General features: G+C 57.5%; 17 protein-coding genes and 1 pseudogene. 2 read left to right on the top strand and 16 right to left on the bottom strand.

Translation table 11 applies throughout. From position 1 onward, the window contains the following. Positions 1-78: 78 nt before the first annotated feature. From ADADO0_RS08400 to ADADO0_RS08365, 8 genes are all read right to left on the bottom strand, one after another. Positions 79-621, bottom strand: a complete 543-nt coding sequence (locus tag ADADO0_RS08400; RefSeq protein ID WP_511304669.1) for a carboxymuconolactone decarboxylase family protein — start codon at positions 619-621, stop codon at positions 79-81. After that, a complete protein-coding gene (locus ADADO0_RS08395) occupies positions 618-944 on the bottom strand; it encodes a carboxymuconolactone decarboxylase family protein (protein WP_511304668.1) in 327 nt (108 codons plus the stop codon). The genes ADADO0_RS08400 and ADADO0_RS08395 overlap by 4 nt, the downstream gene beginning before the upstream one ends. Before the next feature lie 463 nt (positions 945-1,407). Continuing rightward, entirely contained in the window at positions 1,408-2,175 is a 768-nt protein-coding gene (locus tag ADADO0_RS08390; protein WP_511304667.1) for a haloacid dehalogenase type II, read from the bottom strand. 61 nt (positions 2,176-2,236) lie between these two features. Continuing rightward, positions 2,237-2,635 carry a YciI family protein gene (locus tag ADADO0_RS08385; protein ID WP_511304666.1) on the bottom strand — a complete coding sequence of 133 codons (399 nt, stop codon included), beginning with the start codon at positions 2,633-2,635 and terminating at the stop codon, positions 2,237-2,239. A 157-nt stretch (positions 2,636-2,792) separates the two neighbouring features. Further along, on the bottom strand, positions 2,793-3,275 hold the full coding sequence (locus ADADO0_RS08380) for a redoxin domain-containing protein (RefSeq protein ID WP_511304665.1): 483 nt from the start codon (positions 3,273-3,275) through the stop codon (positions 2,793-2,795). 11 nt (positions 3,276-3,286) lie between these two features. Continuing rightward, positions 3,287-3,937 carry a TetR/AcrR family transcriptional regulator gene (locus ADADO0_RS08375; protein WP_511304664.1) on the bottom strand — a complete coding sequence of 217 codons (651 nt, stop codon included), beginning with the start codon at positions 3,935-3,937 and terminating at the stop codon, positions 3,287-3,289. A 629-nt stretch (positions 3,938-4,566) separates the two neighbouring features. Further along, positions 4,567-4,740 (bottom strand): hypothetical protein, encoded by a 174-nt coding sequence (locus ADADO0_RS08370; RefSeq protein WP_511304663.1) that lies wholly within the window; start codon positions 4,738-4,740, stop codon positions 4,567-4,569. A gap of 547 nt (positions 4,741-5,287) precedes the next feature. Beyond that, the gene (locus ADADO0_RS08365) at positions 5,288-6,172 is read right to left on the bottom strand and encodes a LysR family transcriptional regulator (protein ID WP_511304662.1); all 885 of its coding nucleotides are present in this window, start codon (positions 6,170-6,172) and stop codon (positions 5,288-5,290) included. Positions 6,173-6,267: 95 nt separating this feature from the next. On the opposite strand from ADADO0_RS08365, the gene ADADO0_RS08360 reads away from it, so the two are divergent. Then, positions 6,268-6,675, top strand: coding sequence for a tautomerase family protein (locus ADADO0_RS08360; RefSeq protein ID WP_511304661.1), 408 nt, complete (start codon positions 6,268-6,270; stop codon positions 6,673-6,675). Positions 6,676-6,938: 263 nt separating this feature from the next. Here ADADO0_RS08360 and ADADO0_RS08355 read toward each other — a convergent pair whose 3' ends face one another. The 3 genes and pseudogenes from ADADO0_RS08355 to ADADO0_RS08345 all read right to left on the bottom strand — a co-directional run. Next, the gene (locus ADADO0_RS08355) at positions 6,939-8,441 is read right to left on the bottom strand and encodes an MFS transporter (RefSeq protein ID WP_511304660.1); all 1,503 of its coding nucleotides are present in this window, start codon (positions 8,439-8,441) and stop codon (positions 6,939-6,941) included. A gap of 183 nt (positions 8,442-8,624) precedes the next feature. Then, positions 8,625-9,161, bottom strand: a complete 537-nt coding sequence (locus ADADO0_RS08350; protein ID WP_511304659.1) for a hypothetical protein — start codon at positions 9,159-9,161, stop codon at positions 8,625-8,627. Positions 9,162-9,451: 290 nt separating this feature from the next. Beyond that, positions 9,452-9,630 (bottom strand): annotated as a pseudogene (locus ADADO0_RS08345) (transposase); the annotation flags it as partial. A gap of 184 nt (positions 9,631-9,814) precedes the next feature. Between ADADO0_RS08345 and ADADO0_RS08340 the strand changes: the two are divergent. Continuing rightward, the gene (locus ADADO0_RS08340) at positions 9,815-10,198 is read left to right on the top strand and encodes a hypothetical protein (protein WP_511304658.1); all 384 of its coding nucleotides are present in this window, start codon (positions 9,815-9,817) and stop codon (positions 10,196-10,198) included. A gap of 455 nt (positions 10,199-10,653) precedes the next feature. Here ADADO0_RS08340 and ADADO0_RS08335 read toward each other — a convergent pair whose 3' ends face one another. The 5 genes from ADADO0_RS08335 to tolA all read right to left on the bottom strand — a co-directional run bounded on the left by ADADO0_RS08335 (position 10,654) and on the right by tolA (position 15,107). Then, positions 10,654-11,187 (bottom strand): 3'-5' exonuclease, encoded by a 534-nt coding sequence (locus ADADO0_RS08335; RefSeq protein ID WP_511304657.1) that lies wholly within the window; start codon positions 11,185-11,187, stop codon positions 10,654-10,656. Between the two features lie 95 nt (positions 11,188-11,282). After that, positions 11,283-12,134, bottom strand: coding sequence for a hypothetical protein (locus tag ADADO0_RS08330; protein WP_511304656.1), 852 nt, complete (start codon positions 12,132-12,134; stop codon positions 11,283-11,285). A 204-nt stretch (positions 12,135-12,338) separates the two neighbouring features. Continuing rightward, on the bottom strand, positions 12,339-12,677 hold the full coding sequence (locus ADADO0_RS08325) for a hypothetical protein (RefSeq protein WP_511304655.1): 339 nt from the start codon (positions 12,675-12,677) through the stop codon (positions 12,339-12,341). Further along, the gene (locus ADADO0_RS08320) at positions 12,674-12,838 is read right to left on the bottom strand and encodes a hypothetical protein (RefSeq protein ID WP_511304654.1); all 165 of its coding nucleotides are present in this window, start codon (positions 12,836-12,838) and stop codon (positions 12,674-12,676) included. The genes ADADO0_RS08325 and ADADO0_RS08320 overlap by 4 nt, the downstream gene beginning before the upstream one ends. 73 nt (positions 12,839-12,911) lie before the next feature. Next, complete coding sequence (tolA, locus tag ADADO0_RS08315; protein WP_511304653.1) at positions 12,912-15,107, bottom strand: cell envelope integrity protein TolA; 2,196 nt, start codon at positions 15,105-15,107, stop codon at positions 12,912-12,914. Positions 15,108-15,126: the final 19 nt, after the last annotated feature.

Below are 15,126 nucleotides of genomic sequence, written 5' to 3'. Positions count from 1 at the left end.
CTCGCATTCATTTCGGGGATCGAACCAGGGAACTCTCCATATCTGTTCCGTTAGCCTCGGGGCACACCCCGAGAGTTGCTATCGCAAACCAGACGCGGATGAACGCATCGATCTCATAAAGCGTTGCATGCCGTACTGTATGACGATGAACGACCCAAGCTCCATGATCTGCGCCTCTGTCCAATGCACTTTCATTGAGTCATAAAACGCTTTGTCAATCTGGTTCGCATCCAAATACATTAAATCAGCGAAGCGAAGCGCAAACTTCTCGGCCTCGGTGAAATTCTTCGTTTCATCCTCGTATTCGTAACAACCCTGGTTGATGCGCTCTTCAGTCAGCCCGCGTTCCTGCGCCTTACGGGATCGCAACGACGCGAAATATGTGTCGTCCGCAAACCGCGCGAGCAGAATGCGAATGATCTCCTTCAGGGAATGGTCGACGCTTCCTTGCGTATGACTCATCACCATCGCCCTCAGGATCGGCTTGCCTTGCTCCGGTGCGCGCGCGATGACGCCGAGGAACGTATCGTCCGGAACCCCTAAGTCTCGGGCCTGCGCGATCAAGTCGAGCATTTCGGGGTCGGTCACGGTGTCGAGCGGTAAGGGAGAAATCTGTGTCACTTTTCGGACCTCGCCTTTAAGGAGGAGGCGCCTGTTCCGTAGAGTTCCTCAGACTCCTCTTGCGCCAGCAGGCGGCCATCAGGTGAGAACAACGGATAGAATTTGAGCGTGCCGAAGAACGTATGGAAGCCCAGATTCATGCCGATAAAGAGGCCGAGTTCGACAATCTCCTCCTCGCTATAATACGTGCGCAAGGCGTCAAAAAAGGCGTCATCCACAGCGTCCGGATTAACCGTCATCAGTTCGCTATAGCGCAGCGCAATCTTCTCGGCCTCGGTATAGCGCTCGCTCGTGGCGTAACTATCGATGCCTTCGTCGAGCAATTCCTCGGAAAGTCCCTGTCGCTTCGCCGAAGCAGACCGAACATTCCCTCAATAAGTGCAAGATACCGCCCGCGATAGTTGAACCCGAATGACTTCCTTTAGCTTGTGCGGGATGTGTCCCTTATTAAAAACACCATCCCAAGCCACGAACATCGCTTCGCATAGGTCAAGATTGTGCCCCATGATCGCGTGAAAGCCGGGATCGGGCGCCCTGTGCAGGAGACACTTATCGATATATGGAGCGAGCTTTGTTCTCCGCAGCGCCTCGATGTCGAGCATTGTAATATTCGGCATTGTTATGTTTCCTTCCTATTTTTGATTAAGGTATAAGACCCCTTCGATCGAAATTTCCAATTTCTGATCTTATCGCCTCGCGAATATCGAGCCTATTTCAAAACGCAATTGCTTCCAATGCTAATTTAGATGCTCGGCTCACTTTGATATACGATACGTGCCTAACCGATCAATTGCAGGGAATAGAATCTCGATTTTGAGAAATGATTGAAGGCAGGCTTGCGAGACCTGCAAGAGAAGAGATCACGAAGTCTGGCTTGCAACCGAGGTTTTCTTGCTGCATGCGCAGCGCCTTGAACATTTCCATCGGCGAAAACTCTGCGCGCCCGTCAACAATTTTAAGCGGTTCGTCTGTTTGGATGCGCTTGATTTGCGCCACACGGAACCCAAATCGCTTCGCGCCGCACGCATCAAAGCCGTTCGACGAAACGAATATTATTTCATCCGGCGAAAGACCCAAATGCTCTTCGACCAGTTCATAGGCGCGCGGGTCTGGCTTATATACCTTCTTAGAGTCCACACTGATGACCACGTCTATGTAGCGTGCCAGGGTGGAATTGCCGACCAACGCGTTAAGCATCTGCGGGCTTCCATTAGACAAAATAGCTAGTTTATATTCTCCGAGCTCAGCCAAAGCGCCGCCGGAGTCGGGGTATGGGATCAACCTATTGTAGGACTCAACGATTTTGTCGATCGTTTCATCGTCGGCCTTCTGGCCCAAGACGTCGAGCGTGTAAGCGAGAGAGTGTCGCGTAATAGATTCGAAATTCTGATAATACCGCATCATTGATCGCAACCAGCTATACTCCAATTGCTTTAGTCGCCAGATCTGGCTTATAAGTGCGCCGCGTCCGGGGAATGCAGCTTCGGCAGAGCCTATGACCGACTGCACGTCATAAAGAGTTCCGTAAGCATCGAAGACGAACGCCTTAATCATGGGCTCTTCCTTGAAAAGATCACTCTTCGGGAATACGCACAGTTGGTAAGCCCAGCCAGATTTAGTCGAGCGCAAAGCGGCCAGATGAAAAATCGAGCTTCACCGTAAGTGTGCCTTCATTCACCAGCCAGTGGCGCACCCGATAGCTGCGCGCGCCACACGCGTGCATAGGATCGGCAGCCGCGATAGCGTCGGCTTCGGATAGCGACGATGCCCGCACCACCACCATGCCCTCGCCCTCCCACCGTTGCTCGTCGTCCGACCAATGGGGACCCGCTGCGAACATGAGGCCTGCCTTCTCCAAATGCCGCTGGTAGTCGAGGTGGCTCTGGAGAGCGGCCATTACGGGGCCCATCCCATTGGTGGGCGTCGTGAATACCACATAAAGTTGTTTCGCCAGAAAACCGCCCTCTCTACTGATGTCTTTGACCTCCTGTGCGCTCACGCTATGGCTACTCATTATTCTCCCCCCCCCCCTATGGGTTTTAAATTTGGCTTTCCGCAGCGATTTTACACTCGCTTTAGCGGCCTGGTGACTGCATAAATGTCTGAGCTCCAGACAGAATCCACGCGACCTTACTTGTTCAGGTCATGGTCCCTCTTACCGGATAGTTCCGTTACTGGATAATTTTTATCCCGTTGAGGATGCCAGTGAGATCAGGCCGAGCAAACGGCGCATTGGATATTTCGATGATGTGTGCCTTGCCGCCCGGATCAACCACGAACAATCCAGGTTCGGCGAACGGGCGGTCGGTCTCCTGCGGCGAGCGGGGCTCTGAGACATAGAGCCCAAGCGCCCGCATCTGATTGAGCGAGAGGCCGTAGCCTACCGGAAAGCGCCAGCGCTGCTCGGCGACATCCGCTTCGGCCTTCTCCTTCGTATCAGCCGAAACAGCGAGCATAGAAACGCCCAGAGCTTTGAACTCATCAGCCATACTGTCGAGTGTCTGGAAGTACTTCTTGCAAAGCGGGCAGTGTTTGCCGCGATAGACGACCAGCATGCGCCAGCCCGACATCTCTGCTGCATTAGCCTGACCGCCGGACACGAGGGACACCGGAATACTCGGAAACATATGGCCGGCATCGAGTTTCATCGACATAGCGACTTCCCTTAATTGTACGTTCCTTGATTCATCGAGCTGTTGATGACGGCATCGCCTTGGCAGACGACCGTGTCACCTAGCATCAAGGGAGCCAGCGCTGTTGTGGCGATGCTGGTGAGCTGCTCTCGAAGCGGCTTGGTGCGCGCCAGAACGCGAATTCCAATCAGGACAGCCATCAAATGATCGGCAGCCTGCACGCAATCAACATCCGGCAGAATGGCTCTGGAAGAACGGGCAGCAACGAGACTGCGCTCGAAGAACGCACGGACCTGCTCCAGGTGAGCGCGGACAATTTCGCTTATTTTAGCGTCGTGCGGTGCAACCTCGATCGCCGTGTTAACAAGAAGGCATCCGCGCTGTTGTATATCCCGCGTGGAATTTTCAATGACCTCCGCGAGAAACGCGCCTGGGCGCGCGCGCGCGGGGAGCGCAGCCTCCAGCCGAACGATACGGTCACAAGTGAAGGTTTGAAAATAAAGCTCAAGCACGTGTGTAAACAGGCTGCGTTTGTGACCAAACGCGGCATAGAGACTCGGCCCACTAATTCCCATGCGATCCGTCAGGTCTCGCATGGAAGTCGCCTCATATCCCTGCTCCCAGAAACACATGACGGCGGCTTGCAGGGCCTTGGTTGTGTTGAATTCTCTCGGCCGAGCCACGTTTGCATCCTCCCCGGCTAACTATCAGTCTACAGCCGTTCTGTATCACGCGATACATAATAATTCCATCTGGCCCCTTAGCCCCGCGTGAGTTTGGAAGGCGCGAGTGTCCTAAGGTAAAAAGCGAGGCGACTGTGGTGGCGGCGTTTTTGGCCCTCAGCGCCGATGAGCTGCGCGATCGTAAGGTTCTTTATGCCGTCTATTCTCTGGCCATGACCCTTCGGCTTGCCGAGGATGAGGAAGACGCGCCGGAGGGCGTCCCAGGGACAGGCTTGTTCGCCCAAAATCGAAGAAGCAGCCTAAGTCCTATGGCGACAGCTGCCGCCCAGAGTTACCAGCGCGGGCTTCCGGGATCGACTTGAGGATCAGGTCGGATTGGAGACGGCGGTTAAACAACGGTCTCGGCCGTAAGTATGCTTATAACGGGAGGTCAGACACACCCCACCTGCGCTTAGCATATTGCGCGTCAACGGCATCCGGCTGGGCAAACTTCCAACCTTTCCGGATGAGCTTGCGGGCAGCCAACTCATTGCCCTTCGCCACGGTGAAAACGTAAAGCGCGAACTGCATGATCACGCTTCCAATGACCGCTACTAGCTCTGCCTCGTCGCTTTGAAAGTGCACTCCATTCAGGATGATCGTGCAGGCGAAAGGTAGCAGTATGAAGAAGATCGCCCAGCCGTAAGGCGGCGCAGGAACAGCGGAACGCTGAGGAACCACGCGAAGAAAAATAGCGTCCAGCTCCAGCCAACCTTGATGGCCTTCATGTCCCCGGTGTTGGGATTGTGCAGCATGACTTTCATCGTATTCCCCATGGTGATGTGAGGTGGTGGAACGGTGGTCGTCGCGCGCAGCGGCGGCTTGACCGGCGGTGCGACGATGTCGGTTTGGAATTCCGCCTCATCGAGAGAGAAGCTCTCCCTCGAACGCGCGCCGCGAGAGTGCCGTCGTCTAAAGGAATCCGGACCGCATCGGGAAGGGATGTGCCCGCCCTTAGGAGAGCCGCTGCGCGGTTTCTAAGCTCGGGGAGCCGTTGCATCGCACTCTGCACCGCTGGGTTTGCGATTTCATCGTTCGCGATCCATTCGTCGGCGAAGCGGTTCCTGATGAGGGATGCAAGGCGCTTAAGCTGGGGCTCTGTAGAAGCGGCATCAGCGGCGCCGTCGGCTCCCTTTCCTCATGCGTCAGATCCGACGGATCGCGCTTCGTTTTCCCGGCGATCCTGGCCATTCGGCCTCGGTGCTCTGGTGTCCAAATCCAGAGCTTGAATCATAATCCCGGCCTCTGGAATCCTACGGCATCCGAGGTTCCAAACAGACGCTTGGGCGGCCGCTGTATAAACCTCGCTGATTACTGCTCTGGAAACGCAGCGATTGCTTCTTTCAGCCACTTGACGAAATGTTCTGTCTTGCGACGACCAGGGCGAGCTACCTTTACGACATACCGATAATCGCTATGCAGGAATCCATAAGGCGCAATCAACCGACCAGATGCTACGTCTCCCGCGACCAGATGCCATGGCGCTATTGCGGCACCGAGGCCACTCAGAGCAGCCTCGATAGTGAGGTGATAGTGGTCAAAAATTCTGGTTGCGGAGGGCATATCCGGCTCATCCTCCCGCGTGAGGCGCGACCACTCGTGCCAGACGCGAGGGCGTGTTCGTGTTTCCAGTCGAGGATAATTGACAGTATAAGCTCTGCGTCCATTCACATTTGCTTCAGCAACCGACGGCGCAACGATCATCCCCAATTTCTCCTGAAACAAGAGGGAGGCATTATCCGGCATTGGATCGCCTGGAGATAGAACCGATATGTGAACATCGATCTGCGTGCGTGGGGGGCGATCATCAGTTGCAAGGCGCACATCATACTGCGGATACTTCGTGGCAAAATCGTAAAGGCGCGGAATAAGCCACCGCATGGCGAAAGTGCTGAGGCACGCCACATCCAGAATGTGGTCATCACCCTTCCCTACAATGCGGAGCGCGTCCTCTATCTGGTCGAACGCTGCAGTTAGTGCGAAGCCGAACACGCGGCCTTCCGCCGTCAGTTTCGGGCGATTGCGAGCACCCTCGAAAAGCTGCGTGCCGATGAATGCCTCAAGATGGCTGACATGCCGGCTGATCGCCCCATGGGTCACGGCGAGTTCCTCGGCGGCTGCCGTAAGCTGGCCATGGCGCGCAGCGGCTTCAAAGGCGCGGAGCGCTGCGACAGGTATGTTCTTGCGACTTCTCATGTGAGTTATAGTCACAATAAAGCTGCCAATATGTCAATATATTCAATGAGTTGTCTGTGATAAATGGTGCCGTCATCAAGAACTGAGGTCGTACCATGCCATTTGTTAGAACCGCATTGCCCCAAGGAACTGAGCCCGCCCGCAAGATGAATATTGTACAAGGCATTCATGACGCTCTGGTCGAAAGCATCGGGATGCCCAAGGACGAACTGTTCAACCTCGTGACCGAGTATCGGGATGGAGAGTTCTTTTTTGACCGTGGTTTCAACGGAATCGCTCGTTCAAGTGAGTTGATCACCGTGGAGATCACCATGCGCAGAGGGAGAAGCGATGCCATGAAGCGCTCCCTCTATGCCGCGATTGCGAGGAACCTGGAGGCGAATGCAGCCGTGTCCCCCAAGGACATTTTCATTTTCATGCACGAAAATGACTATTCGGACTGGAGCGTTGGAAACGGCGTATTCGCCATGGCCCTCGCCCAGCAACGCGGCACAGACGGCTGATCCCAACCCTATTGCCTGACAATAGAAAGTTGGTTGTATTCCCGTGGCGATGGCTCGCTGACAACGCTGATCATGAAGAAACCCCGCTCGGCCGAGCTGGGTTTCTTGAGGTGCCCGGTCTCAGTCCGCTGCGGCGGCGGGACCAGATGAGATTATGGCCTTCGCCGCCCTCTCCCGTGGTGGTGCTCCCACTTTTTCAACAACATCGGTGCAACACGTCCTCTCAAACGCCACCCAATTGCCCGACCCCTTGCATTGATCGATCAGCCAACCTTGGCGGACGTCGCCGTGGGGCGCCTGTCGAGATACGCCATCTTCCGTGCGGCAAACCACGCTGCCACGCCGGCCAGCACAGCAATGCCTGCGAGCAGCGGCAGGGTGTGGCGGACCGCGATGACCATGTCGGTGCCGCTGGAAGAAAGCCATGTGCGTGGTACCCCATCGGTGCTGTCCAGATTCAACGCCAGCATGGTCGCGCCGCCGGCAACGCCGAGACTGGTTCCCAACGCGCGCATGAGGTTGAGCAGCGAACCGGCGGGGCCCGACAAGGCCGGCGGTACAGCCGCAATTGCCACCTGATTGTTGGGGGCGATGAAGAGGCCGATGCCGGCGCCGAACAGGGCATAGGCGATGCCGTCGAAAACACGATGATCCTCGACCCGTCCGAGCGTGGCAAACAGCAGAGCAACGGCCAACAGGCTCAGCGCCATGCCCGCCAGACCGACCCAGCGCCCGCCTAGTCGCTCCTTCACCATGTTGCTGAACGGAGCCGTCAGCCCGATGGAGACTGGAATGATGGCGAGGTGCAGGCCGGCCGTACCGGGTGGCTCACCGAAGCCGTGTCCCTGCGCGAAGGACATGAGAAAGAACATGCCGAACAGCAGCGCGTAGCCAAGCGTCACCCCGGCCGCAGCGCTGCAAAACGACCAGCTCCGGAACAGGGCAGGATCGATCAGCGGCGCAGCGAAGGTGCGCTCGCGCCGCACCAGCAGCCCGAGCAACAGGGCGGCCATGGCGAGGCTACCGAGCGTCGCGGGGGAGCCCAGCCCCCAGGTGGAGACATAGTTGAGCACAGTCACGGTCAGGATCAGAGCCGGCCCGATCATCAGGGACCCACCCCAGTCGAAGGCGCGGTTCGGCTGCGTGTCGGTGCTACGAGGCAGGGCCAGCCAGCCAAGGACAACGGCCAGCGCGCCGAAAGGCACGGTGAGCCAGAAGATCCATTGCCATCCGAGCGTCGCGAGCAGAAGCCCGCCCAGTACCGGGCCCGCGCTCATGCCCACCGCCTGAGCCGCCGCAAACAAGCCAAGTGCCCGTCCTCGCTGCGCCGGCGAGACCGTTTTAACCAGGATCGAAATGCTGTTGGCGCCGAGGAGCGACCCGCCCACCCCCTGCAGAAAGCGGAAGATCACCAGTTGCTCAAAACTGGACGCAAAGCCGCACAGGGCGCTGGCGGCGATGAAGATAAGGTACCCGAAGATATACAGCGTCTTGCGGCCAAACATTTCGCACAGGCGGCCGCAGATCGGCAGAAAGGCAACGAAGGCCGCGAGATACGAAAGCGCGATCCAACTCACATGCTGAAGCGACACATCGAACTGGTGCCCAAGAGTTGGCAAAGCGAGTTGGACGATCGTGGCGTCGAGTTGCCCGATAAAAGCGCCCATAGAGACGAGGCCGACGACAAGCCAGATATGCCAGGACCGACGTTCAAGCCAGGCGAGTGGAGCGGGCTCTGTCATCAGCCGGGCCATGAGACGAGACATTCAGGTTCAGAATGACTGGGAGACGGCATCTGTGCCGGCCGATCACGTTCGATCCGGTCGGCAGGCCAAGCTGTGGGGTCCGTCGGAGCATCCTGCGAGAATGATGCACGCGCCTGCATGGACTGAAGCAGCAAAGCCCGCCTCACCCAAGGGGGAGGCGGGGCCGCCGCCGCAGGGAAGCAATCAGCGTTTCGTCACATCGTTGCAGGTCGCGACGGCCGGCTTATCATTGACCTGCCGGGCGCCGGCCTGAAGATAACAATAGGAAAGCGTGGTGCCGGACAGGTCACCGAGAAAATAGCCGTCCGTGTCCGTCATCATCACCCTGTCGCCACCTTTTGAGAGGGTTCCGATGAAGGGTTCTGACGTCACCGCGCCGCCCGAGGCCGCGTCGCCGGCAATGACGCTCTCGCCCCAGAAGCGGCGGTCGTCCTGACCGACAATGCGGAGCGTGATGTCCCGCTGCGCCAGCAAAGGCTTTGCCCATGTGCCCTTGCTGTCCGGCCAGTGCGGGCCACCCACGCCGGCGACGATCGTATTGGTCTTGCCGACCCAATCACCTTTCATGTCGGGCGCCTGAGCGGAGGCGACAGAAATGGTCATGGCATTGCAGAGCAAAATCAAACTCAGCGTTTTCATCGTGTCGGTGCCTATTGTTCGTTCTTGAAATCGAACGGAGTTGTATCGCAACGACACATTGACGGGAATGACAAACCACATGGCCGCGTCGTCGCGAACCGCGCGGCACGATGCTGTGGGCGCCGATAGGGCCGTGCCGACCCTGACCGCCCAACTCCGGTCGCGCGCAACATCGGCGGCACCATCGAATTCGTTCGCCTGACCTAGGGCATGCCAACACCGATCGAACATTTGAGATCGCCGGAAGCCCCCGACACCGGCGTCACCAGTGTACGCAAAACTTGGATACCGCATTGGCAGCGGCGGCTGGGCGCCGAGAACCGCTGCGTGGTGCCAGCGACAGCCTTCCGCCAACGAACAAACCGGTTTTAGCAGGTCGTGTGAGGCCCAAAGTTCTCCCACAGATCGCGCCATGGCGCTCCCGACCGCGGTATCCAGAAAATGCCTTGAGGACCCCGCCAGCGTCCACCCTCGGCACGCCGCGCGGCTTGTTCGGAAGGAACGGCCTGATGGCAGTCAACTCATAGTTCGTGAGTTCGTATCTCGTGATTCGAGGCCCCGGTTCGTGAGCTTGAATCGTGTCTATCTTGCTGCTCGCAACACAAACGTGATTTCCCAAATGGGTCGGATGGCGGAAATGGCGCTGACATGCTAAAAGCGGCTCGAATGACCTGGAACCGACATCGCTAAGTACTTGGCTAGTCGTGAATGCGACCGAATGGCGGATAAAACATATGACGCATATATTGTTCGTCGGTCAAAAGCCCGAAACCGTAGACTTCTCCGACCCGGCTTTGCCGCCAGGTTTCGATGCGGAGAAGATTAACGCTGGCATTGCCGTAGCCGTGGCGAAGATCGGAGAACGCGGATGGAAAGGTGACACTTGCATGATCACACCCGATGAAGCCGGGCGCGATATGCTTGAAAAAAAGCTGAAGGAGGCTGCCTATGACTGCGTCGTGATCGGTGGAGGCCTTAGGATTCCGCCAAAGAGCTTGGCCCTGTTCGAGATGGTGGTCAACTCCGTTCACAAAGCAGCACCCGGCGCAAAAATCGCATTCAACACGCGTCCAGAAGACACCGCTGAAGCGGCAGCACGCCAGCTCAATACCGGCTAACGACGTGCCCTAGTGAACCGCATATGCAAGAGGCCTTTTTTTAAAAGGCAGAGAACGTCTTCCGGCCTTTCGGAAGATATTCATTCAAGCGCGAGCCTCGACTTATCATAATGCGGTCGCTGTGATGACGACCAAAGCCAACATCGCACCGAAAGTCGATGGCTAGGGCTGCTATCCCCGCTCCATGGGCGCCCGCCTGCCATCGGCTAAATGTTCTGCATCGTTCACCTCCTGACTAAAAGGGAACCCCCGCCAAGCCACGCTGTTCGATTTGGGGAGGTTCTGGGATTCACAACGATAGCTTAAGTAATTAGACCGCCAACGCCCGTCCCGGACGATGCGCACCAAAGCACGATGGATCATCTGGACAGACCGCTTTTGCCCAGCGCTCTCGGCCCGTGATCACACGCTACCTCGCGAGGCCGATCAGCGAGATACCAGTCTCGACAGTCCGATCAAGTTCCCCCCTTCTGCGACCCGCAAGATAAGATATGCAGGAGCACCTCAGCGTCTGCTCGTGCGCGATGTGTGCGGGGGCTGCTTTCGGCTAGCTTCAGTGCTGTCGTGCGAGCGTCCGGAGGGATGCCCTGGAGGAAAACGTGCCAATCGCGCAACGTGAATGTCGGCTGCATGTTCGCCGCCTCGAACAGCTCGCCTAGCCAGTGCTGATCGAACGCACCTCCATCACACCACACGAGGCCGCGTCCCAGACGAGCATTTAATTCCGCCGCTGCCATGTGCGGGAGTGCACCTCCTTCAACTTGTTCGGGCGTTATCCCGTGGACCATCGCGGCCTCATCGCCCCAACACCCGAACTCCCGCCACTCTTCCGTCGGGCTAATAAGGGTGGACCAGCCGACGATGGGCTCATTCGGCGCCGGCCAGACTTCAATGCCCACCTCTATCGGGTAGCCGCATTCGTCCACTGAACTGGCCTCGAAATCGATTGTACAGACCGGCCTCTGAAGTCCCAGGACGTCGTGCACCATGCTCACCGCCTTTCGGAATCCGTTCGCAAAAAGATTCCCCGTCACGGACTAAAGTAATCCGCCACGGGGCATGTCGGAGCCATCTGGAGGTCAATTCACATCAGACCCCACTTACGCTTTGCGAATTGGGTCTCGATGGCGTCCGGGCTTGCGAAGGTCCAGCCCTTCCCGAGCATGTTCAACGCGGTGAATTTGTTGCCCTTGATAGCGATGAAAAGGGCCAACCCCAATTCAATGATCCAGCTGAGGACGGTTGCGGCCGTGTCAGCATCTTTGGTGGGGAAATGCATTCCATAAAAAATGAACGTTGACACAATCGGCTTTACCAAGAAGAAAATAGCCCAACCATAGAGGCCGCGCATAAAGAGTGGGACCCCGAAGAAGCTTGAGAATAATAGCAGCGTCCAACTAAAGCCGACTTTGATCGATTTGAGTGCTCCGGTCCTCGGATTATGCAACATGATCTTCATAGTGTCCCCCATGCTGGTGTGAAGTGGTGAAGGTGATGTTTGAGGGCTCGCCGATAATCCGCCCGAAGGGGAGACGCTCTCGTCGTGTAGGAAATTCGCGAGAGGAGCGGGCCGCGCTGTGGGCGTGGCAGCGCCGGCTGTGGGTGATGGCGTGTACTGGAGTTGCCATTCGGCTAGAGCCCACCGGGCATCAAGGCTAGCGGGGTCGGCAAAGCGCCAGCCACGCATAAAGAGCGACTTGCCGTGGCGGCGCGCGATAAAGAAAGGGCGAACGATCGTAGCGAGAATGACCGCGAGAAAGGCCAGCTCGCGCAGCAACTCCGGTGCTCCGTGTCTCAAGCGCGGTATCGCTTCGTTGAGAATAAGAAGAGCTGCGGATAGCGCTAGCTGAAGAGCGATACGTTGCATCACCCAGTGCCGCGACGCCGGCGCATGCTTGACGGCGCCCGTGGAGGGGTCTACGAGCCAGATTTTCATGAGGGTAGACCTTGTTAGCTTAGTGGTTGCGTCTTGCAGCAATTCCAAACAGTCAATACGTTAATAATTTATCCAGCGATTAGTGTATCGCCTCATTCAGGGTACATTTGACTTGACGGGGAAGACCGTGATCTTGACGCAGCCGCCGTCGGTGCGGGAAAGCGTATTCTTCTCGACGTACAGCGTGCTCATTATTTCTTTCAGTTATCCCGCCCTTACAGTGCCCATAAGAGGCTCGGCGGAGAGTGCGAACAATGACGAGTTGCCGCTGCTTCCCACCAGTTCTACAGACGCCACGATGTCGGTATCGCTTCGATTGGCGATCGATGCCTTGAAGGTGATCTGGGGAACGTCAAACATCACGTCCCTGCCTTCCCGCAGGCTGATATTGTTCAAGCGGACAGTTCCATCCGTTTGATAGTTGAGCAGGTCATGCATGCTGTCGAAGCAGGCCCATCCGCCTGAGCTGCGTTCAACTTGCGCCACCGCCGGTATCGTCAGCAGGCTGCTGATGAAGCACGAGACCAGTGCGGCGCCTTTCATTTGTTGACTATTCCCATCAAGTGGCCGAGGCCAAGCAGGACGAAACTGCCGATGAACCCGGTGACGCTCATGCCGAGCTGGATATCGGATTTGCTGATGGCGGCCATTAGAGCGCCGATGGCAAATGCGAGTACGGCGAATATGTACATAAGGCCACGCATGATGTTCTCCTTTAGAGGGGGTTGGAAAATCTGTATTGGAAGCACCGCCGCGCACGACCGGCGTGTTCGTCTATCAGCCGCGCTTGAGCATGCCTGGAAAGAAGCGAGGCTCTAGTTCTTTCCAGCTGCCGTAATTATCGGGGCTGAACATCGTGTAGGGTTGACACTCGACGAGCGCTTGAAATGCACTCTCTACAAAGGCCTTGAAGCCCCGCTTATCAGCCGTCTGTTGATAACGGTCGCTGAGTAGTGGCGACCCGATTAAGGTGCCGTCGGGATTCAGCCGCAGCACGACGTAGGCGTACATCGTGTTGTCCTTGACGTGCGGCATCTTCCAGCACTGCTTTACCTTGTCACGGAAGGCTTCCTGCTCGGATGTTGGAATGCCTGCATTGGCTGCGGATGGAATCGCGGCGTTCTGCGGGGGGATAGCTTCCGTCGGAGAGGGCTGCGCGTCTGTTTTACGCGTTTGCGCAGGCGGTTGTTTTGACCCTTCTTCTTCGGGAGGGGGCGATAGAGATGCGAGAGCACTCTTCAGAACGAAGCCCCTCTCGCCGCCCGCGAGGCTACCCAGCACAAGCTCCACCGGTGGTTCATCTGCAGGAGTTACCTGTCGGCTGGAACCGGAGGTGGTCAGCGATGTATCGACCTCAAGGAGCGAGCAGCTGCCACGCGCCTTCAGTGTCGTTAGTAGTTTTCTACGCTCTGCCCCGACGGGCTTCTCCAACACCGCCTTCAGGTCGTTGAAGCTTTTGCAGAACACTGTCTTTTCGACCACCCGACACGTCTGGTCGATTTCGCAGGTGCCGACAGAGGACGTGGCGGGACTCGGGGTAGCCGCTTCGGTGGCCCCCAATGCGCCAAATGGTATGGCGAAAGTCTTCCAAGCCTCATAGCCATCGGGATTAAACACGGCGTACGGCTGGCATTCTATCAAAGCCGTGATGGCTTTCGACGCCACTTTGAACAATCCGTCAACGTCATTGCGCGGCCCAGTGTCCCCCCCGATCAACATCGGAGCGTGGACCAGCGTCCCGTCCTTATTCAGGTAAACCTGAACTGTCGCGGAGATCCCTGGATCCACCTGCCCGTTCGCACTCCAGCACCTGATAAAACGGTTCTCGAACGCCTTAAACTCTGCGTCCCTGGGCCTTAGTTGCGCTACCAGTGTGGGGTTTTGCGTGAAACGTGGATCGGGCGCCGGTGCTATTGCGCGCGCTGCAGCTGTTGCACTGGCCAGTTCCGCTCGCGCGACCTTCACGTATTCCGCTGCCGAATTCACAGCGCTTGGCGGCACGGCATTCGGAACCGATGGCACCCACGCGCCAAATGGCGAAAGTTGGCGAGCGGTCCGGCTACGCATATCGATCAGCTGGCGCTCCGCTGCCTTCAGCTTTGCCCGCGCTAACTCGACGCTCATCAATGCGCTCAACTGCTGGTTCGCTCGGGAAAGCATGGCTTTGTTAGCCGCAGCCAGCCTCTGCATTTCCTCCCTTTCGCGGATCGCATCTCCGACCATGACCGAGAGTGTCGTGGCCGTCGCATTTTCGAGCGCGGTCAGGTTGGCATTGATCGCCTCGAATGGCTGCTGGGCTGCCAGAGACGTCAAAAGCCGGCGGGTTAGGCCATTTTGTAACAGAGTACGAACATCCGCCGGCGCGTCCACGCCCGCTCGCATCAGCCGAGTGCTACGTGCAACAATCTCGGCCAGGCGGTCCGCAGCAAGCCGCATCCCCGCATCGCGCAGATCGCTTGTCTTCATCCATTGATCAGAAAATCGCCGACGTGTCTCCTTGGCCAGACCCGCCAGTTGATCGTCGGTCGAGAGTGAATCCTCGAATGCCTGTGCAAAGAGGCGAACCTGCTGCTCGCATGAGGTGGCAGGGATGGCGAGTGGCGCAAAGCTCGGCACACCAGTGGTTTGACCCTGTGACACCTCGGCCCGCTGCCGAAGCAAATCGTCGATCTTGGCTTCCAGGGGACTTGGCGATGGCGTCGGCTTCACCGCTTCGATGAAGGTTTCCAGGCACATGCCTCCGATCTCTTCAATGGTACGCGGGCTTGCTGCCGCGCCGCTCCACCCGTTCAGCGTCGTCGCCAGATCGACAAGCCGCGACTGCACGAGATCCATGCTTTCGGGCAGGTAGTATTTGAGTTTGAAGATGCGGTCTTTGTAGCCGAACTCGACCTGAGCTTGGGCTGTCGCTGGGAGGACGAGAGTCAAGCCTAGAAGCCCCGCTGCCGCGAGGGGGATGAGAAGACGTGTCATTCGAAGAGGCGCCCTGTTC

This window comes from Aquabacter sp. (genome assembly GCF_965279295.1).
In the GTDB taxonomy this organism is placed as follows: domain Bacteria; phylum Pseudomonadota; class Alphaproteobacteria; order Rhizobiales; family Xanthobacteraceae; genus Aquabacter.
This window is presented reverse-complemented; position numbering and strand designations above follow the sequence as displayed.